The 20,697-nt window shown below is 68.2% G+C and carries 15 protein-coding genes and 1 pseudogene; 6 read left to right on the forward strand and 10 right to left on the reverse strand.

The window, feature by feature from the left end:
• Window positions 1–178 precede the first annotated feature (178 nt).
• Both WMF36_RS26485 and WMF36_RS26490 read right to left on the reverse strand, forming a co-directional pair.
• A pseudogene (locus WMF36_RS26485) lies at window positions 179–787 on the reverse strand (transposase); the annotation flags it as partial.
• A 14-nt stretch (window positions 788–801) separates the two neighbouring features.
• Window positions 802–1,707: a LysR substrate-binding domain-containing protein gene (locus tag WMF36_RS26490; protein ID WP_437581965.1), complete on the reverse strand. Its 906-nt coding sequence runs from the start codon at window positions 1,705–1,707 to the stop codon at window positions 802–804.
• A 453-nt stretch (window positions 1,708–2,160) separates the two neighbouring features.
• On the opposite strand from WMF36_RS26490, the gene WMF36_RS26495 reads away from it, so the two are divergent.
• The 3 genes from WMF36_RS26495 to WMF36_RS26505 are packed head-to-tail and all read left to right on the forward strand — an operon-like array spanning window position 2,161 to window position 3,423.
• Window positions 2,161–2,616 carry a DUF6640 family protein gene (locus tag WMF36_RS26495; RefSeq protein WP_437573540.1) on the forward strand — a complete coding sequence of 152 codons (456 nt, stop codon included), beginning with the start codon at window positions 2,161–2,163 and terminating at the stop codon, window positions 2,614–2,616.
• A gap of 16 nt (window positions 2,617–2,632) precedes the next feature.
• A complete protein-coding gene (locus tag WMF36_RS26500; protein ID WP_437573541.1) occupies window positions 2,633–3,265 on the forward strand; it encodes a HupE/UreJ family protein in 633 nt (210 codons plus the stop codon).
• 23 nt (window positions 3,266–3,288) lie between these two features.
• Complete coding sequence (locus tag WMF36_RS26505; protein WP_437573542.1) at window positions 3,289–3,423, forward strand: hypothetical protein; 135 nt, start codon at window positions 3,289–3,291, stop codon at window positions 3,421–3,423.
• 190 nt (window positions 3,424–3,613) lie between these two features.
• On the opposite strand, the gene WMF36_RS26510 is transcribed toward WMF36_RS26505, so the two are convergent.
• From WMF36_RS26510 to WMF36_RS26520, 3 genes are all read right to left on the reverse strand, one after another.
• The gene (locus WMF36_RS26510) at window positions 3,614–4,816 is read right to left on the reverse strand and encodes a glycoside hydrolase family 11 protein (RefSeq protein ID WP_437573543.1); all 1,203 of its coding nucleotides are present in this window, start codon (window positions 4,814–4,816) and stop codon (window positions 3,614–3,616) included.
• Window positions 4,817–5,683: 867 nt separating this feature from the next.
• The gene (locus WMF36_RS26515; protein WP_437573544.1) at window positions 5,684–5,917 is read right to left on the reverse strand and encodes a hypothetical protein; all 234 of its coding nucleotides are present in this window, start codon (window positions 5,915–5,917) and stop codon (window positions 5,684–5,686) included.
• Between the two features lie 64 nt (window positions 5,918–5,981).
• The gene (locus WMF36_RS26520) at window positions 5,982–6,383 is read right to left on the reverse strand and encodes a group II truncated hemoglobin (RefSeq protein ID WP_437573545.1); all 402 of its coding nucleotides are present in this window, start codon (window positions 6,381–6,383) and stop codon (window positions 5,982–5,984) included.
• 380 nt (window positions 6,384–6,763) lie between these two features.
• Here WMF36_RS26520 and WMF36_RS26525 point away from each other — a divergent pair, with 380 nt between their 5' ends.
• Window positions 6,764–12,355, forward strand: a complete 5,592-nt coding sequence (locus tag WMF36_RS26525) for an nSTAND1 domain-containing NTPase (protein ID WP_437573546.1) — start codon at window positions 6,764–6,766, stop codon at window positions 12,353–12,355.
• A gap of 1,277 nt (window positions 12,356–13,632) precedes the next feature.
• Entirely contained in the window at window positions 13,633–14,466 is an 834-nt protein-coding gene (locus tag WMF36_RS26530) for a hypothetical protein (RefSeq protein ID WP_437573548.1), read from the forward strand.
• A 133-nt stretch (window positions 14,467–14,599) separates the two neighbouring features.
• On the opposite strand, the gene WMF36_RS26535 is transcribed toward WMF36_RS26530, so the two are convergent.
• The 3 genes from WMF36_RS26535 to WMF36_RS26545 form a co-directional block, all read right to left on the reverse strand.
• Complete coding sequence (locus WMF36_RS26535; RefSeq protein ID WP_437573549.1) at window positions 14,600–15,451, reverse strand: SDR family NAD(P)-dependent oxidoreductase; 852 nt, start codon at window positions 15,449–15,451, stop codon at window positions 14,600–14,602.
• Between the two features lie 275 nt (window positions 15,452–15,726).
• The gene (locus WMF36_RS26540; RefSeq protein ID WP_437573550.1) at window positions 15,727–16,737 is read right to left on the reverse strand and encodes a hypothetical protein; all 1,011 of its coding nucleotides are present in this window, start codon (window positions 16,735–16,737) and stop codon (window positions 15,727–15,729) included.
• A gap of 127 nt (window positions 16,738–16,864) precedes the next feature.
• Window positions 16,865–17,302 (reverse strand): hypothetical protein, encoded by a 438-nt coding sequence (locus WMF36_RS26545; RefSeq protein WP_437573551.1) that lies wholly within the window; start codon window positions 17,300–17,302, stop codon window positions 16,865–16,867.
• Window positions 17,303–17,340: 38 nt separating this feature from the next.
• Between WMF36_RS26545 and WMF36_RS26550 the strand changes: the two genes are divergently transcribed.
• Window positions 17,341–18,120: an IS701 family transposase gene (locus tag WMF36_RS26550; RefSeq protein ID WP_437573552.1), complete on the forward strand. Its 780-nt coding sequence runs from the start codon at window positions 17,341–17,343 to the stop codon at window positions 18,118–18,120.
• 545 nt (window positions 18,121–18,665) lie between these two features.
• Here WMF36_RS26550 and WMF36_RS26555 read toward each other — a convergent pair.
• A complete protein-coding gene (locus WMF36_RS26555) occupies window positions 18,666–19,076 on the reverse strand; it encodes a hypothetical protein (protein ID WP_437573553.1) in 411 nt (136 codons plus the stop codon).
• Between the two features lie 314 nt (window positions 19,077–19,390).
• A complete protein-coding gene (locus WMF36_RS26560) occupies window positions 19,391–20,545 on the reverse strand; it encodes a helix-turn-helix transcriptional regulator (RefSeq protein WP_437573554.1) in 1,155 nt (384 codons plus the stop codon).
• Window positions 20,546–20,697: the final 152 nt, after the last annotated feature.

A 20,697-nucleotide genomic window follows, 5' to 3' on the forward strand; every position in this document is an offset into this window, starting at 1 on the left:
GCGGTTTGTCGACCGCCCGATAGCCGCCACGCTTGCGTTTCGGAGCGGCGTCATCGTCCGCCTTCGTAGACTCTTCTGGCTTCGCAGGGCGCGGTCCGATGCGCTTGCGCCATGGACTCGCCGACGCGAGCACGCCCGCGTACTTGACGGTGTGAAAGCGCGGCGGCGGAACGCTGGCCGCGAGGCGGCACAAGAGCGAGAGCGGATCCATGTCCACCGCGACAGTCCCGTCAGCGAAGGCGCGCCTCCGCGACAGCCGCACCAGGCCGTCCTGCTGCGGCTCGACGCGCTCGTTTGCGATCGGGGGTCGCAGCACGTAACGCAGCAGCGCCTCCCTCGCCGCGGCATGGTGCGCACCGGCGCGCGTCGCTGCGTGCAAGGTGAAGCCATCGAGCGCAGCGCACAGCGGCTTGTCGTACGCGAGCGCGCTCGGACAATACGACGAGAGCCCGCGGAGCCATTGCGGGCCGGCGGGCGGCTCTCGTCCCGAGACGGCGGAGGCACAGAGCGCGGCCTCGGGCTCGTCGTCCTCCTCGACGTCGTGCTCGATCTCGAGATGCCCGTGCCGCCGGAGGTTACGGAGCATCCGCCCGACGGCGTGCTCTAGGACCTGACCGACCTCGCCCGTTCGCAGGTGACCGAGCTCGTTCCACACGAGCTCGGTGCCGTCTTCGTGGCTGCACAGGCCCACGAGCGCGGCCCTGCCTCCCGAGCGGGAGGATGCGGCGGCCCATCGCTCGCGGGATATGCTGGATATCGAATCCATTCTGTGCGTGCATGACGACATCGACGAAAGGGAGCTTACGACCGTGAGGTGGCCCGATCCGAGGAGCCGGATGCTAGCTTCACGAAGGCGCGTACAGCGCCGGCGGTCTCGTCAGCGCGGCCGATCAGGAGCAGCTCGGCGAAGACGTTCTTCGGCGCGACGAACGGACGATAGACGATGCGGGGAACCTTCACCTGAATCAGCGGTTTTGGAGCCAGCGCCACGCCCAGGCCTGCGCCGGCCAACGACAGCATGCTCAAGGTGGTGTCGGCGCGGTGGACCCGGCGCGGCTCGCGTCCTAGCACGAGAATCAATCTCTTCAGCACGTCGCCACCGGCCTCCTCCGATGGGAACATGATGAGCGGCTCTCCGGCGAGCATCTTCGGCGTCACGCGCCTGTGCGCCGCGAGCGTGTGGTCCTCTGCCATCGCGACCACCAGCGGCCAAGCGCCGATCGGTTGGACGCTCAACCGCGGATCTACCTTGAGAGCGAGCGCCGGGCAGTAGCCGACGTCAACCTCGCCGACCAACACGGCTTCCGCCTGCCTCGAAGGTGGCATCTCGCGCAGCTCGATCTCCGCGGCAGGATGGGCTTTGCGGAACGCTCGCAGGTGGTCCGTCATCTTGCCAGTGAGAATCGCGTTGCCCACGTAACCGATGCGAACTTTGCCGATGTCGCCGCGCAGCGATTGCTGGACGATCTCCTTGGCCCGCTCCGCCTGCGCGACCGCCCGCTGCGCCTCGACGACCAGCAATGCGCCGGCTTCGGTCAGCTCCACGCGCCGACTCGTCCGCACGAACAGCGCGCCGCCGATCTCGTCTTCGAGCGCCCGAATCTGCATGCTCAGCGCCGGCTGAACGATGTGCAGTCGCTGCGCGGCGCGGCCAAAATGGCGTTCTTCGGCGACGGCCAGGAAATAGCGAAGGTGTCGTAGGTCCACGACATTCGACCGTACCATGGATCCATCAGTAGATCAAATCGATCGATTGGATCAATATATTGTTATTTTAGTGAATGGGCGGCTATGGTCTTCGTGATTCACCGCGGAGAGCCCATGAATAATCATGTGCGGACAGGGCCGGTCCGCTCGCGATCCTTGACGAGGCAAGGAACCAGGGGCTCCACGTGGCCGGACACCTGCCGGCCTCGATCAGCGCCGTGGACGCCTCCAATGCCGGATGGCGCGCGGTAGGTTTCGCCAAGACGCAAATCTCATCTACGTCGACGAGACGACACGGGCCCCGCGGGAGAGCCTGGCGCAGCAATCTATCGATACTGTCCCAGCCAGCGCCGCGGCCACGCTCCACCGTTACTATGAATTTCAACGCAAGGTGGCCGCGCGGATGAGGGAAGCGGGCTATTTTCAACCAACGAGAGTCAGGAGCCTATCACCATGAACCGAAGTACCCTGGGAAGAGTCGTTCTCACGTTCGTTCTGGCGAGCGGCGCCATCGTCGCTGTCGGCGTGGACTGGAATGAAACCCACCTGTTCAACCCTGCATGGCATGAGCATGCGCGCTTTCATGACGCCCTCATGCTGCTCATCCTGTGTGGCGTGACGATCGTCGGATTGTGGATGATGTGGCGGCGGTCCATGGAGCCGCAGGTCGGGTTCAACGTGGCGGCCTGGATCGTCGTCATCATCTGGACGCCCTTCTTCTACATTACGTGGCTCATCCCGGGGACCAGCCTGCTCGCGGGACCCGACGTGCCGCTCCCGGTCGTCGCGGGCGTCCCGCTCTACCCGAACGTGCTCATCGCAGGTACCGAGCTCTTGCTCGCGGCGCTCGCCTACAAGCTCTTCCACAGCGATCCTGCATCGACGGCAGCGCGCGTGGCGAACGCCTGACGAGGAGAGGCGCTTCATGAAATCCACGATGCAAAAGACGATGGGATGGGCTTCATGTCCCGGCGCGCGCGCCCTGCTCGTCGCCACGCTCGTCTCGTGGCCCTCCGTGAGCTGGGCGCACCCGGGCGGCGCCGATGCGGGATTTCTGAAGGGCCTCTTCCATCCGGTGTTCGGCGCGGACCACCTGCTCGCGATGGTGAGCGTCGGTGTCGTCAGCTCGCAGCTCGGCGGAAAGCACATCCTCCGGATCCCCGCCACGTTCGTCGCCGCGATGCTGGTCGGCGGCCTCCTGGGAATGGCGCAATGGCCCATGCCCCTGGGCGAGCTTTGCATCGCGGCGTCGGTCGCGGCGCTCGGTCTCGGCATCGTCACCACGACCCGTGGCTCCTCACCGCTCCTGCTCTCCGGATGCGTGGCGATGTTCGGTGTCTTTCACGGACATGCCCACGGCCTGGAGATGCCTCATGCGGTCAGCCCGGCGCTGTATGCCATGGGCTTTCTGCTGAGCACGACCGTGCTTCATCTCTGCGGTCTCGTCCTCGGCGAGCTCGCCGCCGGTCGAGAGTCCCTGTCGCGGGGGCTGCGCTATGCCGGCGCCGCCGTGATGGGGACGGGGATGGTCCTTCTGGTGCGCGGGGCCGGCATCTGACTGGAAGCGGCCCGCCGCGACGGATGCGGAAGGCGAAGAGGGCGCGCGCCGCGGCCGCCCTGTATCCCCGGGCCGCCAGCCAGTCGGTGGCGCTGCGCACCTTGCTGGACGACTTCCTGGCCAGCCGACCCATCGAGGTCGATGCCGCGCCGTCGTGACCCTGCCCCGGCGCGTCCGCCCCCAAGACCCTCCTGGTCGAGGAGACGGGCGCCGTGATCTGGCTCGTATGCTTATGCGCTCCGCCCCCCCCTGCGTCGCGCCATCGAGTCAAGCAGGGCGAGGTTGCCTTCCGCCCGTGAGTCAGCGCGGCTCGCCCCCTGCCCACAGCGGAGGCTCAAGGCCCAGGGCTCACTTCATCGACACGCTCACGTCAGCGCTCCCACTGCTCTGATACCCTTCCACGACCATCGAGACCTCGTACAGGTTCCCCATAGTCATCCCCAGGCGCTGCCATGCATCGAAGTGGTTGGCGACAGAGATGGTTCCACTCGTGCGCTTCGCGGTACGGACGCTCCAGAACTGATAAAAAGTCTTGTTGCCTTCGATGGAAGGCTGGTTGACTCGCTGGGTCCGATAGATGTCATAGGTACCGCCATCACTGGTGACGGTGCCCATGCGCCCCTCCCCGCCCGGCGGACGCCAGCTGCCCCAGCTATCAATGATGTAGTACTCCACGAGCGGGCTCTTCGTCCACCCATAGACGCCCAGGTAGGAGTTGCCGTTCGGCCGGTAGTCGGCCTCGTAGGTCACGATTTGATTCTTTGACCCAGGCCTCAGACCCTTACGACCCAACAGATTATTGATATTGTTCCAATCGACGCTGAAGCCATCCGCTGTGTTGATCTGGCATCCGCTCCCTGAGTCCTTCCAGTACTCAAAGGTGAAGCCGCAGTGGGTGCCAGTCAGATTGCTGCAGACCGACTGGTCGGGTGCCGTGCACGTGCTGGAGGAGCCGCCCGAGCCGCCCGAGCCGCCCGCGCCGCCTGCCCCGCCCGCGCCGCCTGCCCCGCCCGCGCCGCCTGCCCCCGAGCTGCTGCTCGACGACGCGCTCGAGCTGCTGCTCGACGACGCGCTCGAGCTGCTGCTCGACGAGGTCGAGCTGCTGCTCGACGACGCGGAAGTGCTGGAGCCTCCGCTGCCGGTGACCGATGCGACAGAAGGCTTGCCGGAGCCGGTCGCGCAGAATCCGAACGTCGTCGAGGCGCTCGGCCGCAGCGCTCCGTTCCAGCCCAGGTTCGAGCCGGTGAGCTGCCCGTTCGACGAGGCAAAGGTCGCGTTCCACTGGTTGTTCACCGTCGAGCCGTTGAGCGCGATCCCCACGCGCCAGCTCGTGGTGTTCTGCTGGCTGATGTTCTTGACCGTCACGTTCGCGCAGTAGCCACCCGACCACTGCGACTGAAGTGCGACATCCGCGGACAGCGTGCCGTCCGGGCTGTTCAACGCGGAGTCCAGAAGCTCGATGTCCTCGTCCACGATGCTGTCAACGCTGCACGCCAGCAGGCTGCATGCGATCGAAGCGGAGAGGTAGCCAAGTAAGGGAACGATGCGCATTTAAGATTTCTCCATGTTCGGACCGGGTGAGTCGCGGGCATCTGCTCGAGATGGAGTTTTGAACCATCGAGATGCCTGCGAGCCCTCCGATCTTCTATCGGTTAAAGTTCAAAATTTCCGACCAGCGTGCCCGTGATCCCGGTAATCCCGGTGATCACAGAACCACACGCGGGCCTGCGCCGACCACATGCCTGGCAATCACGATGTTTGTCGGACAGATGCTCACATGCGAACACCCCGTGTGATGGGGCCGAGCATCAACTCAGAAAAAGCAAGAACAACTCGGACGTGCAGCCGTAAGAAGCAAGCAACCCCGGCAGTAGCCACACTCGGAGTCGACCCTTGAGCGATCGTGCAACCGGCTGCGGCACCCGCCGAAGCGGCCCTGACCGCCAAGGTAGATTAGAGCATTCTCACAAACAGGAGGAGAATGTCAAGACTCTTTTCTTAGTCGTGGCCGTTTGCGTTTGCCGTGGTTTGCCGTGGTTTGCCGTGCAGCGTCCGTTCTGCGGTTTCTGCGTACAGTCACGTTGCACGCGTGGGTTCGATCATGGAACTCAGATCCGTCAGATTCGTTCACTCTCGTGGAAAAGTGACGATATATCGATAATCGACCCATGCATCGACGGGGCCCTATTCAGTGCCGCGGCCCACGAGCGCTCATCCCGTGCGACTCGGTGTCCACTGTGGTTCATTCTCGGTCTTCAAGCGGATCGGCGCTCTGGCTGGAGCGACAAACGGGTTGAAACCGCCGGGAGAGAGCAGCATTTCGAACCGCCAAGGCGCCAAGAAATAGAGCCCTGTCTTGGCGCTCTTGGCGGTTCGTTTCTCGCTCGATCAACGTGTCGCAACGTGTCGGTGGTCTGACTACCAGCCGGAGTCGTCGTCGCCGTCGTCCAGCACGCCGCCGATCAGGCCGGCTGCGCCCCCGACGGCCGCGCCGCCGCCGCCTGCCAGGAGACCCCCGATGAGCGCGCCCTTGGCAGCACCGCCGACGGGATCCCCCTCGGAGGACTCCGTCGCCTTCCTCTCGACGACCGGGGCCGGCGCCTCCTGCGGGGTCGTCGTCTTCGCCGGCGGGTTCTTCTTCTGCTTCTTCATGGTGAGCTTGACTGCAACACCCGCGCCAGCAGCGGCGGGCGCTCACCGGACGGACGCAGACCGGCTAGCCCGGTCGGTTGCGCATGAAGTCCGCCACCTCGCCGAAGCGCTGGTCGAGGAAAGCGTGGAGCTCCGCGGGCACGCCGAGCTCGGCCATGGCCGCGCGCATGCAGCGCAGCCAGGCGTCGCGCATTGCCACATCGACAGGTACGCGGGCGTGGCGCATCCGCAGCCGCGGGTGGCCGTGCGCCGCGATGTAGTCCTGCGGGCCGCCCAGCCAGCCGATCAGGAAGAGCGCGAAGCGGTCGCGGCTCTCCCGCGAGACCTGGCCGCGCTCGTCGCACACATGGAGGCGCGCGAGCGCCGGCTCGTCGCGGGCCATCAGGTCGTAGAAGCGCTCGACAAGCCGGCGCACCGCCGGCTCGCCGCCCAGCAGGTCGAATGGGGTCTCGGACGGCTCGGGCATCGGCACGCCGTCTAGCGATCTGCCGCGGCGCCGTCAACGTGGGTCGGGTCGCCCGCTCGGCGCTGCGCTCGACGCGCTGGCAGCGCGCGGGTCGCCCGCTCGGCGCTGCGCTCGACGCGCTGGCAGCGCGCGGGTCGCCCGCTCGGCGCTGCGCTCTACGCGCTGGCAGCGCGCCGGCGCCGGACGACGCGCGGGGGCCACTTTATGAAATGGTGGGCAGCGACATCGGCCGCCCGAGCATCGGACCGACCACATCGTCGAGCTCTGCCGGCGCACGCGCTGAACGAGCTCGACAGCCGCGATCGTCGCGATGCTCTCGTGGTGCGGCGCCTTCCGCCCGAAGCCGCCGCGGGGAGGCGGCCGCCACCGGAGGGGTTGCGATGAACCGGGAGACTCTCGCTCCAGGGATGGTGTTCCAGGGCCGCTACGAGCTCCTCTCCTTGCTCCGGGAGAGCAGCCTCGGCGCCGTCTACGCCGGGCGACAGATCGACAGCGGGCAGCCGATCGCCCTCACGCTGATGCCCCTCGCCCCGGACGGAGATCCCGCGGATCCAGCGCGCGGCGACCGCGCGCGCGCCCTGCAAGCGATGCGTGGCTGCGCGCGACTCCAGCACCCCAACATCGTCCGGCTCATCGACTGGGGGCAGACGGACACAGGGCAGCTTTATACGATCTGCGAGCTCGTGCCCGGGCAGAGCCTGGCCGAGCTGCTCGCGGAGCACGGCGCGCTCGATCTGCAGGAAGCGCGGCACCTGATGCGGCAGGTCCTCGGCGCGCTGGCCTGCGCGCACCGGCAGGGCATCGTTCACGGGGCGCTCAGGCCGAGCCACGTGATGATCGTGCCCTCGGCGGGGCGGCGCGACGCGCGGGTGCTCGATTTCGGCCTCGCCGCCGTGGCCGCGAGCCTGCGGAGCGGCCGGGGTGGAGCGCCCCCCTCGGGCACCGAGCCCCTGGGCTCGCTGGCCTATGCAGCACCCGAGCAGCTCCAGGGGCTCTCGCCGACGGTGCGCTCGGATCTGTACGCCTGGGGGCTCATGTTTCTCGAGTGCCTCGCCGGCAGGCGCGTGGACCGGGCCAGCCCTCCGGACAGGGAGGGTCTCCAGCAGGAGAGCCGCGGGCCGGTCCGGATCCCCCCCGCCCTCCTCGGACACCCGATCGGCGCGATCTTGCGGCGGGCGACGACCGAGAAGGCCGGCGAGCGGGCCGTCACGGCCGAGGGCCTCCTGCGCGAGCTCGACGCCTGCGAGCCGGGCGGGCTCCGCCGGGCAGGCGCCGTCGAGCTCGGCGCGCCCCTCGGCGCGGAGACGACGGAGGGCGGGGGCTCGGGGGCGCCGGCACGGCGGCAGCCCGAGCCGCCCGCGGCGGGCGCGCTCCCCGAGGAGGTGGAGACGCCGGAGATGGACGGGCTCGCGCCTCCCACGGAGGAGGCGCCGACGACGCCGGCGGACGCCCTCGGGGGCTTCGTGCCCCCGGACGTCGGCGACACCATCAAGCACTACGAGATCATCCGCAAGCTGGGCCAGGGCGGCATGGGGGTCGTGTTGCTGGCCCGCGACACGCGGCTCGGCCGCCTTGTCGCCATCAAGCTCCTCCGCGAGCACAGCTGGCAAGGAACCGGGCGCTTCCTGGCCGAGGCGCGGGCCACGGCGCGCTGCAGGCACGAGAACATCGTGGTCATCCACGAGGTGGACGAGATCCACGGACATCCCTATCTCGTGCTCGAGTACGTCAAGGGTCGCACGCTGCGCGAGTGGATGGCGCATCGCGAGCACCCCAGCGCGCCCGGGTCGCCCGTCGCGCACACGCCGCCCGGCCCCCTGTCGCCCAGCCTGGCCGTCGAGCTCATGATCCCCGTGGTCCGCGCGCTGATCTGCGCGCATGAGCTCGGGATCGTGCACCGCGATCTCAAGCCGGAGAACATCCTCCTGGAGGACACCGGGGCCATCAAGGTGCTCGATTTCGGCATCGCCAAGCAGATCGAGGCCGAGAAGATCTCGATGTTCACCGGGGTGCGGAGGGTGCTCGCGGGGGGCGCTCGGCCGAACGGGCAAAGCACGGTCCTCGGCACGCCCCGGTACATGTCGCCCGAGCAGCTGCGGGGCGGGGACATCGATGCTCGCTCCGACCTCTGGGCGGCGGGCATCATCCTCCACGAGCTGGTCACGGGGGCGCACCCGCTCGACCCGTTCTCGGCCGCGCGGCTCGTGGAGATCGTGAACCTCGAGCTCCCCATGCCGCTCGCCAGCGAGCGGCGCTCGGACGTGGGCGCGCTCGGCGCCCTCATCGACCGTTGCCTGAAGAAGCGCCCGGACGAGCGCATCGGCTCGGCCAGGGAGCTCCTCGCCGAGCTCGAGGCCCTCCTGCCCGGTCGAACGGCGCTCGATCTGGGCGAGGACGAGAACCCGTTCGCCGGCCTCGCCGCGTTCCAGGAGGCCGACGCCCCGCGCTTCTTCGGCCGCGAGCGCGAGGTCGCCGCCCTCGTGACGCGGCTGCGCAACCAGCAGCTCGTCGCCGTCGCCGGGCCCTCGGGGGCGGGCAAGTCGTCGTTCGTCCGCGCGGGGGTGATCCCGGCGTTGAAGCGCTCGGGGGACCGCTGGGAAGCGTTCATCCTGCGCCCGGGGCACCGCCCGCTGTCGGCGCTCGTCGACGTGCTCGCGCAGGTCGCCGAGGCGGAGTCCGCCGGCGCGACGAGCTCGTCCGAGCTCCCCGATCACGACGCGCTCGTCGCCACGCTGCAGGCCCAGCCGGGCCGCCTGGGTGCCCGGCTGCGCGCGCGCTGTCGCCGGGAGGGGAGGAGGCACCGCATCCTGCTCTTCGTCGATCAGTTCGAGGAGCTCTACACGCTCGGCGTCGCCGCCGAGGTGCGGGCGGCGTTCGTCGCTTGCCTCGCGGGCGCGGCCGACGACGCCTCGTCGCCGCTGCGCGTCCTGCTCGCCATCCGCTCGGACTTCCTCGATCGCATCGCCGACGACCACCACTTCATGACCGAGGTGACCCGCGGGCTCCTGTTCCTGCCGCCCATGGCGCGCGACGGCCTGCACGAGGCGCTGACGCGGCCCACCGAGGCGACCGGTCACCGGTTCGAGACCGCGGAGATGGTCGAGCACATGCTGGGCACGCTCGAGAGCACCCGGAGCCCCTTGCCGCTCCTGCAATTCACGGCCGCGAAGCTGTGGGAGGCGCGGGATCGCGAGCGCCGGATCCTGACGCGGGACAGCTACGAGCGGCTCGGCGGCGTGGCCGGCGCCCTGTCCGCCCACGCGGACGCGGTGCTCTCGGCGCTGCCGCTCGCCGAGCAGCAGCTGGCCCGGGCGGTGCTCCTGCGCCTCGTGACGCCCGAGCGCACGCGCGCCGTCGTGCGCATGGAGGAGCTCCGCGAGCTCTCGCGGGACGGCCAGGGGGACGCCGCCCAGGCGATCGCGCAGGTGGTCCAGCACCTCGCCGGCGCGCGGCTCCTGCTCATCGAGACCGGCGGCGAGCGCGAGGGCACGACCGTGGAGCTCGTGCACGACGCCTTGATCGATCGGTGGGCGAGGCTCGGGCAGTGGCTCGCCGAGAGCGAGCAAGACGCCGAGTTCCTGGCCCGGCTCCGCGCCGCGGCCCAGCAGTGGGAGGCGAGCGGGCAGGCCGAGGGGCTGCTCTGGCGCGATCGTGCGGCGGAGGACGCCCGGGCCTGGTACGCGCGCCGCCGCGCCGAGCAGGGGGCCGAGTGGCGCGCCGGGCTCGGCGGCCGCGAGGAGCGCTACCTCCTGGCCGTCGTGGCCCACTGCGAGCGGGCGCGCCGCCTGCGCCGGCGGCTCACCACGGGCGTGATCGCCGCGCTCACGGCGTTCGCGGTCACGGTGTCGTACCTGGCGGTCCGCGCCGACCAGCAGGCCACGCGCGCCGATCGGGAGGCCCTGCGCGCGCGCAACGCCACCCGCGTGGCCGCGGCGCGCGAGCTGCAAGCCGACCCCACGAGCGTGCTCGCGCTCCTGCGCGAGGTCGAGCCGCCCGACGAGCCGCGGGGGTGGGCCGTCCTCGCGCGCTGGGCGCTGTACAGCAGGATCTCGCGCGCGGTGCTCGTCCACCCGGACGGGGTGCTGGACGCGGACTATAGCCCTGACGGCAAGCGCATCGTCACCGCGTCCTGGGACAAGACCGCGCGGGTGTGGAACGCCGACGGCACGGGCGAGCCCCTCGTCCTCCGCGGCCACACGGATGTGGTCTATTCGGCGGCGTTCAGCCCCGACGGCGAGCGCGTCGTCACCGCGTCGGCCGACAGGACCGCGCGGGTGTGGAACGCCGATGGCACGGGCGAGCCCCTCGTCCTCCGCGGTCACGAGGACTGGGGCCAGTCGGCGGCGTTCAGCCCCGATGGCGAGCGCATCGTCACGGCGTCGGCCGACAGGACCGCGCGGGTGTGGAACGCCGACGGCACCGGCGAGCCCCTCGTCCTCCGAGGCCACACGGATCAGGTCTATGCGGCGGCGTTCAGCCCCGATGGCAAGCGCATCGTCACCGGGGCGCAGGACCGCACCGCGCGGGTGTGGAACGCCGACGGCACGGGCGAGCCCCTCGTCCTCCGCGGCCACGAGGATCGGGTCTATTCGGTGGCGTTCAGCCCCGATGGCAAGCGCATCGTCACCGCGTCGTGGGACAGGACGGTGCGGGTGTGGAACGCCGATGGCACGGGCGAGCCCCTCGTCCTCCGCGGCCACACCGATCGGGTCTACTCGGCGGCGTTCAGCCCCGACAGCAAGCGCATCGCCACCGGATCGCAGGACGAGACGGTGCGGATATGGAACGCCGACGGCACGGGTGAGCCGTTCGTCCTTCGCGGTCACGATGATCAGGTCTATTCCGTGGCGTTCAGCCCCGACGGCCACCGCCTCGTCAGCGCGTCTCACGACAGGACCGCGCGCGTGTGGGACGCCGACGGCACGGGCGAGCCCATCGCCCTCCGCGGCCACACGGATCGAATCTACGGGGTGGCGTTCAGCCCCGATGGCCGGCGCGCCGCCTCCGCGTCGCTGGACAGGACGGTGCGGGTGTGGAACGCCGACGGCACCGGCGAGCCGCTCGTCCTCCGCGGTCACGACGACGAGGTCAACTCGGTAGCGTTCAGCCCCGACGGCCAGCGCATCGCCAGCGGGTCCGCCGACAAGACCGTGCGGGTGTGGAGCGCCGACGGCGCCGGCGAGCCCCTCGTCCTCCGCGGTCACGAGGATCAGGTCTACTCGGCGGTGTTCAGCCCCGATGGCCGGCGCATCGCCACCGGGTCATGGGACAGGACGGTGCGGGTATGGAACGCCGACGGCAGCGGCAAGCCCCTCGTCCTCCGCGGTCACGAGGATCGGGTCTATTCGGTGGCGTTCAGCCCGGATGGCAAGCGCATCGTCTCCGGGTCGTCGGACAACACCGCCCGGGTGTGGCGCGCCGACGGCGCGGGCGAGCCGACCGTCTTTCGTGGTCACGACGGCGGGATCAACGCGGTGGCGTTCAGCCCCGATGGCCAGCGCATCGCCACCGCGTCATGGGACAGGACCGCGCGGGTGTGGCGCGCCGACGGCGCGGGCGAGCCCCTGGTCCTCCGCGGTCACGAGCACTGGGTGCTGGGGGTGGCGTTCAGCCCCGACGGCAAGCGCATCGCCACCGGAGCGCAGGACAACACCGTGCGGGTGTGGAACGCCGACGGCACGGGCGAGCCGCTGGTCCTCCGCGCCTCCGATTCGCCGATCAACGCCGTGGCGTTCAGCCCGGATGGCCAGCGCATCGTGGCCGCGGCGGACGACAGGGTGGTGCGGGTGTGGACCGATCTCGAGGAGCTCCGCGGCGTCGACGACCCGAAGCTGTGGGCCGCGACCACCTACTGCATGCCGCTCGACCGGAGGATGGAGCTCCTGCGCGTGTCCGAGGCCGCCGCCGGGGCCAGCCGGGAGGCCTGCGTGCGCCGGGTCGAGCAGGCGCGCGCGGCAGCCAAAGAGCCCTAGAACCGCGGGGCAGAACTCCTGCCAGGATTCCTGAGACGATGCGGCGGGGTTGGAGTGCTTCAACATCGCAAAGACCTCCTCGTCCGGGGTGCAGAGTCTCCGGTCAGGAGACGGCGACGCGGCAGAGCTCGTCAGGCGGCCCGCAGGTTTGCGACGGATCGAGACCAACCCGGCCGCCTGAAAAGGAGGTGCCACGGAGGTCACGACCATCGCCGGCGCTCGTTACGAGGCCGCGGAAAGGCCGCGACCCATCGCCGGTGGTCTTTTCACGCCTGAACGAAGGTCCCAACCGAAGAAATTGAATTTTTTCATACAAATGGATAGGTCGCGACCGGTCCACCGGCTTCCGAGGAGCCTCCGCGCCGGGTCGAGACCACACCGAGGACATCCGAACGATCGGCCCTGCACCACGCGCGGTGGGAACCTGCACCGCGCACGGTGTCCACGATCGAAGGTGGCAAGCTGGAGCCGGGGGAGACGCACGTGGTGTGCTGCAACCGCTAGCCCGGCCCCTTCCCGGTCCCGCAGACCCTGCTACCTAGAGCGACAAACGGGTTGAAACCCCGAGAAAAAGCAGGAATTTCACAGGGAGGCGAGGAGGCGGGGAGCGAGAGACGGCGAGAGGGAGAGATTCTTTTCTTCCTCCCCGCCTCCTCGCCTCCCTGTGAAAATTCTCCGGGTTTCAACATGATTGGTGTTCTAAAGCCCCACGTGCCAGCGCTCGGCGCGGCTCCCCACACCGAGCGGGCGATCGATGGCTCCGCTGCCTGCGTCATGGTCGAGCTCAAGCAGGGGGAGACGGCGGCCCGCGCCGCGCGCCGCGCGCCGCCAACCGGTGAGCAGTGTCAGGGCGAGAGCTACACCCTATCATTTCCTTTCAATGCTCGCGCGCATCGTTCAGCCAAATCATGTATCTCTTGAGCCGCTTGACACGCTTCGCTACTATCCAATCCCGGCTCGATCAGCTGGTTGATTCGCTTGACCACCTCCAGGTTCCCCGCTGAGAAGTCGGCCGTTCCGACGCCGAGCTTGCCCGCTGCAGATGGTCGCGCAGATGCGCCTGCTGATGGACGGCGGGCTCGCCGCCGAGAGGCGCTCCCGCGCTTGGCGACGGATTGTCAACGCCAAAAAAAATAATGATCGGGCTCGTCTGTTTGTGCGGTCCTCGATGACCGTTGACATGGCGGATGGTGCCGTGACGTGTTACGCAGCATACACCGATGACATGCCCTCCGTGCGCCACTCGGACATGAATCTTCACCAGGAGAACACCGCTCATGAAACTCGGTACCATTGAGCGTGGTGCTGCTTTCTCGAGGCTCCTTGCGGCCTCGGTCATCCTTGGCTCACTCGCGGCATCCGGATGCACCACCGAGGTCGACGCGCTGCCCGCGTCGTCCGAGGTCGCGCTCGCCGGAGCACCCGGCGCGGATCCGGCCGCCAGGGCGCACGAAGGGGCCTCCGTCGCGGCCGAGCCGGAGGGGGATGCCCTGGGCTCGTTCGAGGGCGCGTATGCCATGGGGCTCACATCATCGTTCGGCGGCTGCCCCGGCGCTTTTCCGTCGTGCACCACGTGCGGCCCCCATGCATGCGGCCAGACGTGCTGCGCAACGGAGCGGGAGCCTGGGTTCGAGCTGTCGTACCCCGATGACTGCTCGAGCTGGACCCGCCCCGAGTGGCAGCCGACGAGCGATCCGCCGCTCTTGTGCCACATCGATCCGGACAGGCACTGGGATGGTGTCGAAGTCGAGCTCTACGCGGCCAAGCGCTATGAAGACACGAGCTGCATGCCGCAACCGAGCCGGTGGCAAAAGAACAAGGTCGCGGAGGTCGGGTGCAGCTGGTGGACCGCCCTCACGGACGGGAGCGAATGCGGGCGGCGCGTGATGAACAAGGTGGTCGCGCTCGCGGCCGAGGGATACATGCCGTATCTTCCGGACCCGGAAGCCGACAACTGCCCCACCGGCGCCGCACCGCCGCCGCCGCCGCTGCCGCCCCCGCCCCCGCCGCCGCCGCCCCCCGACGAGGATCCGTGTAGCAACTGCCGCCCAGGGTACTCGTGCTTCTGCGGCGACGACGTGTGCCGCTCCACGCGCACGTACTGCCCCTGATCCGATCGACGACGGCCGTCGCCCGGCGAGCGCCGCCGTGAGGCCATTTCCTCACGGACGGCCCTCGGAGTGGGAAGACGACCGGCCGAGGGCTCAACGGTCGGCGCAGCAGGTGGACCAGGCAAACTTATGTCTAGCCCCCGTACATGGCGCGCAGCGCCCGCGTCGCCTCGTCCGCGGCGACGTTCACCGGGCCGACCGCCGCCGCGTCCATGCCGAACGTCGTGCGCAGCGGTCGCTGGCCGTGCGGCATCTTCAGGAGCTCCAGCAGCACGCCGGCGAGCTCCGCCGGGTCGGGCCCCGTCATGGCCTTGGCCATCTCGACACCGGTGAGCGCCAGGCCGCCGAGCGCCCCGTACTCGGCGGCGCGGGCCTCGTCGTCGTTCAACCAGATGTTGTCGAAGATCTTGGTCTGGACCAGGCCCGGCTCCAGGATCACGACGTCGATCCCGAACGACGCGAGCTCGTGCTTGTAGCCCTCGGCAATCATCTCCATCGCGGCCTTGGCCGCCGAGTAGTGCACCGCGTTCGGCAGGACGATGCGCCCCCCCATGCTGGATGTGAAGGCGAGCACCCCCGTCCTTCGCCGGCGCATGTGCGGCAACGCCGCGCGACAGACGCGCTGCGTCCCGAAGACGTGCGTCTCGAAGAGCCGTCGCAGCTGCTCGACGCTGCTGCACTCGGTCAGCCCTGCCAGGCTGTTGCCCGCGTTGTTCAGGAGCACATCGATCTGCCCCGCCTTCTCCACCACCGTCGCGACCGCCGCGACCACGGACGCGTCGTCCGTCACGTCGAGCTCGACCGCCTCGATCGGGACCCCTGCGGCCGCCGAGCCGGCCATCTCGTCGCGCGCCGCCCGGTTCTTGCCATCGGGATCGCGCATGCCCGCGAAGGCCACGTAGCCATTCCGGGCGAGCGCCTCCGCCACGCTCCGGCCGATCCCCGTGCTCGCACCCGTCACCAGCGCCACTCTCTTCGCCATCATCGATGATCCCTGCCTCCTCGAGCGCCGAGGCCTCCCCTGGCGCGCGTTTCGCGGTCGACGGTAGCACGCGGTCCGGTGGAGAGGCGCCCACGAACGCCCTGGGTCGGTCGGATCGGGTCGCACGGTCACGACGAAGTGACGCTGTATCAGCAACTTATCCATGCATCGAGGAGGCCGCGTTCACTCCACAGCCTGCGGGCAACTGGTGTACTGGATGGCGTGTGCGTCGGCCTGAAGATAACCCGAGGAGCCGCGGTGCCCCGTGGCCGCCGAGCTCAGCTCTGGGCTGCTCCCTCGACATCGATCCACGCTCCGCAGGTGCTGCAGAGCTTCGCCGAGGCATCGAGCACGAAGTCACAGGTCGAGCAGTACCTCTTTCCGTCGGGAGGCGGCGGCATGGGCGGGCGGGGCGGCGGCGGATTCCAGTTCCACACCCTGGGCTCCGGCGGTAGCCACGGCGGTGGAGCTCCCTCCCAGCCGTTCAGCGCGATCGGCGCGCCCGCCCTGTCGCCCGGCACGCAACGCAGCGCCGGCCCGCCGAGTTGGTCGCGCCGCGACCAGAAATCGCCGTTGCTCATCCGGGACTGCAGCTTCGTGCCGTGCACGCTCGAGGGCAAGAGCGGCCGGTGCGCCACCGCATCATCGCGGTAACGGACCGGCAGGCCCTCGGGCTTCAGGGCCGAGCCAAAGGCGATGTGGTGATCGACCTCGACCGTCGCCCCGAGATCGGGCGGGTTGCCGTCGTGCGCGTCGAGCGCGGGCGCGAACAGCCACTCCGGGTACCTGGGCTCGTACCACCACAGGAGCGGCTCGGGCTGGAGATTGCCGTTCCAGCAACAGACCGCCACCGGCCAGTCGGGGTAGTAGGCCTCGAACGCCTGAAGCATGCGGTCGTTGAGCGCAGGCCGCTTGGGCTCCGGGACCTGCCCGAGGACGGAGAGCACCGCGCGCGGCGACTCGGCGAGCACCACCGCATAGCTGCCCACGTCGAAGACCACGGCCCGGGCGGCGGGCGCCGCGGCGAACGGCGGCGGGCCGTAGCTTGGCTGGATCGGCCGGCGCGTCGCCTCGCGGATGTCCTCGAGGAAGGTGCGGAACGGGCGCGTGTCGACCGCATTCTGCGGGCCGAGCCGTGTGGCCGGAATCGGCAGGATCATGGCGTTCGGGCCGGAGGTCGACGCCGTGTTCTGGTAGGCGAGGACGTGGACGTAAAGGCCGTTCCACCGCGCATCGCCGGCATAGAGGAGGGTGCTGGAGAGCCTCGCGGGGGAGAAGGTGCAGCACATTGTCGCTGCAGGATACACGAACAGCAGCCTTTCACCCCGGTCTCCTTCGCGTCGTCCCCGCCAGCGAGCAGCGGGGCGTATCCGCGCAGCGCGCCGTGGTAACTTCCGGCCGTCTTCCCTGGAGGCGTCATGCGCCGCAGAGCCGGTCGTCCACGAGCTTGCTCCGCCGCAGCCACCGCATCATGCGCTTCTCGACGCGCGCGGCGACAGCGGCGATGTCGTCGCGCGAGGGCGCAGGGCCCTCGTGGAAAACGACCTCGGGACCGTCCTTTCGAGTGAATACGCCATCGAGCGCGACGAGGTGGAAGTGCACGAAGCTCCCGAGCGTGGAGTCGAACCGTTGCACGAAGGTCACCGAGCCGGTCTCGCCGCCGGGCGTGCCGCGTTCGGTCGACTTCTGCTTCTGCCAGCGCGCGAGCTCATCGACGAAGATGCTGCACGCCGCGGTCAGTGATCGGGCCGCAGGCGATCGAACGGTGCGGCAGGCCGGTAGACGGCCCCGGTGGCAGCCCGCCGATGTGACGCACGCGCTCGTTATATCCCTGGCATGCCCTTCGCAACGCAATGCCGCGCCCGACAGATCGCGTCGCGTGGAGGTGGCACATGCACACCAGGATCGGCTTGGCCATGGTCGCGCTCATCGGAGTGCCGGCCTGCGGCACAGCGGACGAAGAAGCCCGCATTCCTGCGTCCGTGCAGTACAAGAGCAAGATCGACCTGGCGCTCGGCATGCTCGAGCGCGCTGTGCGCGAGGGGATCCCCGGCGACATCGTGCTCGCCGACCCCTTCTACGGCAACGCCCATGAGTTCCGGGAAACCGTGCGCCTGCTCGGGCTCGACTACGCCGTGGGGATCGAAGCCCGCACCAAAGTCGTGCTGCTCGGCGGAAGCGACTCCGAGCACTGCACCCCGGTGAGCGTGGGCGAGCTGGGGCGACGGCTCGGCCGCCGGGCCTTTCGTCGGATTGCGTGGCGCGAAGGGACTGGACGCACGCTCTCGTCGCGCTTTGCACTGCGACGGGTGCGCGTAGCGAACCGCGATGGCATTCCGATCGCGCACCACGAGCGGGTCTGGCTACTGATCGAGTGGCTCGACGGAGAACGTCGGCCGACGAAGTTCGCCCTCACAACGCTGCCGGCCCGGATGTCCCGGCGGGAGATCGTGCGCATCTACAAGGAGCGCTACCGTACCGAAAAGGTCTACGAGGAGTTGAAGGGCGAGCTCGGGCTGGATCATTTCGAAGGCCGGCGCTTCCCCGGCTGGCACCACCATGTGACCGTCGCCCTGAGCTGCTACGCGTTCATTGTCGCCGAACGCGCGCGGCATTTTTCCCCCTCGGCCGAACGGACGCGTAGCCCTGCGCCGCTCCGGCTCGCGGCCTGAGCGCCATTTTAGCGACTCCTTCGCCACCTATCGACTCGCGACCGCCCACGTGCTGACCCGCTGGCTGCCCCGGTGCCCCAGCTGCCACCGTCGACACGCCGAGGTCCCCAGGCTCCAGTCCCTCCGGCTGTGACACAGTGGTGCTAGAGCTTTGCCAAGAAGCTCCAGCCGAATCGTGTGAGCCAGGGGGCGCTTCTCGCTTGACGTTCGTCCAGGTCCATGCTCCGTCGTGGGTGCACCGGCCGATACGGGCGTGCTCCACCCTCCAGGGGTCCTGGCAGGCGTGCTGCCACCTCCACCGCTGCCGAGCCCCTGACGCGCCTAGGTCGAACTCGCGGAACTCGGCGCCCCTAGTTCGAGCTGTCGAGCGACGCGCAGGGACCGAGTCTGTTCCCGCGGAGACCGTCGCGCGACACCGAGTGCACGCAGTGGTCACGAGTAACACCGAGGCAGCGTTCAGGGGCCGGTAGCGTCAGCGACGAGTCGGCTCTTATGGCGATGAGTTGGCCCTCGCAATGAGAGCTCCACCTAGCCGAGTACGCCGATCAGCACGAGTGCCATACTTGGAGTGTGTAAGAAAGGTCCGTCTTGGCGTCAAGCCACCAGTGAACGGACACAGCCTCGCTATCCTGCTTCGTGATTTCGACGTCTCCGCGTCCGATTAGGCCACCGATGCTCTTGCTGAGCTTGACGCGAATGACGGTCTTGCCGCTCATTGGAAACGAGTCGTCTCCGCGCTTCCCCAAAAACCTTGTGTTGTAGCTCATACTGTATTCGCTCATGCATTCTTCGGCTTCCAGCTGTGCGTCGATGATGTCCTCACCTTCTGGATCCGGCACGTTCGCTTCTAGCCCGTCCCCCGTCACGAGCGAATCGTCGGAGCATCCGAGAGGAACACAGACCACCAGCGCGAGCATAGCGATATTCATCAAGCACGTCCTGTTTGCATGTTTCATCGTTAAATCTCCCATGCCATTGGTTGCCTGGCGCGCCCCCAAAGTATTCTGGATTGCGCAACCGCGAGCGGGTGCTCCCAATCTCCCTGTCGACGCAGTTCCTGCTCGATGGCAGGCCACCGTCGGCGTCCAGTGCAACGGTCCTCTGTGGGAGCAACCTTGAGTGAATTGTGGATGACGCAGTCTGTGCTCGCCATAGTGGAAAGCCGCGTACCAAAAATCTCGTCCCACTGAATCGCTCCTCACGTCATGGCTCGTCGCTTCCCGACGCGCGGGACGGATGAACGAGGGTGGCGCCGGACGCGGCGCATTCTTCATCTCTTCTTCCAGAACAACCAGACCAGCATACCGCGGGTCTCGGTTCCCGTTTTATCCAGGAGCTTGGTCATGTGCTGTTCAACTGTCCGTTCTTCGCAGCCCAGCTTTTTCGCGATCGACTTATTCGCCTCGCCTTGAAGCACGAGCCGCAGCACGTCGCACTGTCTCGGCGTGAGGCCCCACTGCGCGCGCGCTAAGTGAACGACGTCATCGACGTGCCGCGCCGGAGCCTGATCTTCGACGGACAGCCGGGCCGAGTCGATCAAAAGCGAGAACCACGGCACCAGCGTCTCCAGAACGTCCTGTTTTGAGCCGGGGCCTGGCTCAACATCGAGGCGACCTACCTCGCGCCCTGAATGCTGGAGATCTACACGGGCCACGTGCGCGCCGGCCCTCGTGCCGGCGCGCCGCGCGAAGGTCAGCTTGTCGTGACCTATCGAACTGATCCACAGCTCGACCCAAGGAAACAAGAGATGGTCGTGAACGATGTCCAGAATCGCGGCCGAGAGCGATTCGAGATCCGGCAGTGCCCGCAATTCGTTGAGGATGTCTGGGATGTCTGAGAGCGAAGGCTGCTTCCACCCAAGCGGAACGTCGTGCATGAGCTGCCATTCGAATGAGAAGATGCAGACGTCGGCTCCGTGGGCGCGGCACAACCTGTGGGCCTTCTGCGGCACCTTGCCGTAGAACTCCAGGGTACGGCCGATGTAGCCGAGAAATCTGCGGCACATAGCCGCGTCGCGAATGTCCCAATCGAACAGCTTCGCCGTAATCTTGTCCCTGCGAGTCTCTGTCTCCCAGCGCCCCGTGTCATGTGCATAGCGCCAGTAAAAATTGATGTGCTGGAGCGCGAACGAGGGTCGAGTCAATCGCAAGACCCAGCGGTGAAATTTCGTAAAATCTCTATCTGCCGAGAATCGTCCAAGCTCCTCCGCCGCGGCTAAGTCGCCATCATAGAAGATGTCGCAAAATGCACGATTTATTCTTGTATGGACTGAATTTTCGTACCAAGCCTCTGCGACTACGACGGAAAGAACCTTTCTGTCGTGCTCGGGAAGCGCGTCGAGGAGCTCGCTCCAAGCGCATGGCCCGATGCGCTCCCTGAGGTATGCCTGTGTGTGCGTGATACTGATGCCCTTCATGTGACCCATTTGGGACCCCATCCATTCAGCGACGTTCCCCACCGGCAGCACGTCCCCGCGGCCGCGTCCTCGCGCCGTGTCCCTGCGGGTCGTGGTGAGAACGAGCGCACTCACCGGTGGCGCGGCGGTCCAAGCAAGAGGCAAGCTCGACGCGCAAGAGC

It is taken from the genome of Sorangium sp. So ce887, assembly GCF_051521455.1.
Classification (GTDB): Bacteria; Myxococcota_A; Polyangia; order Polyangiales; family Polyangiaceae; genus Sorangium.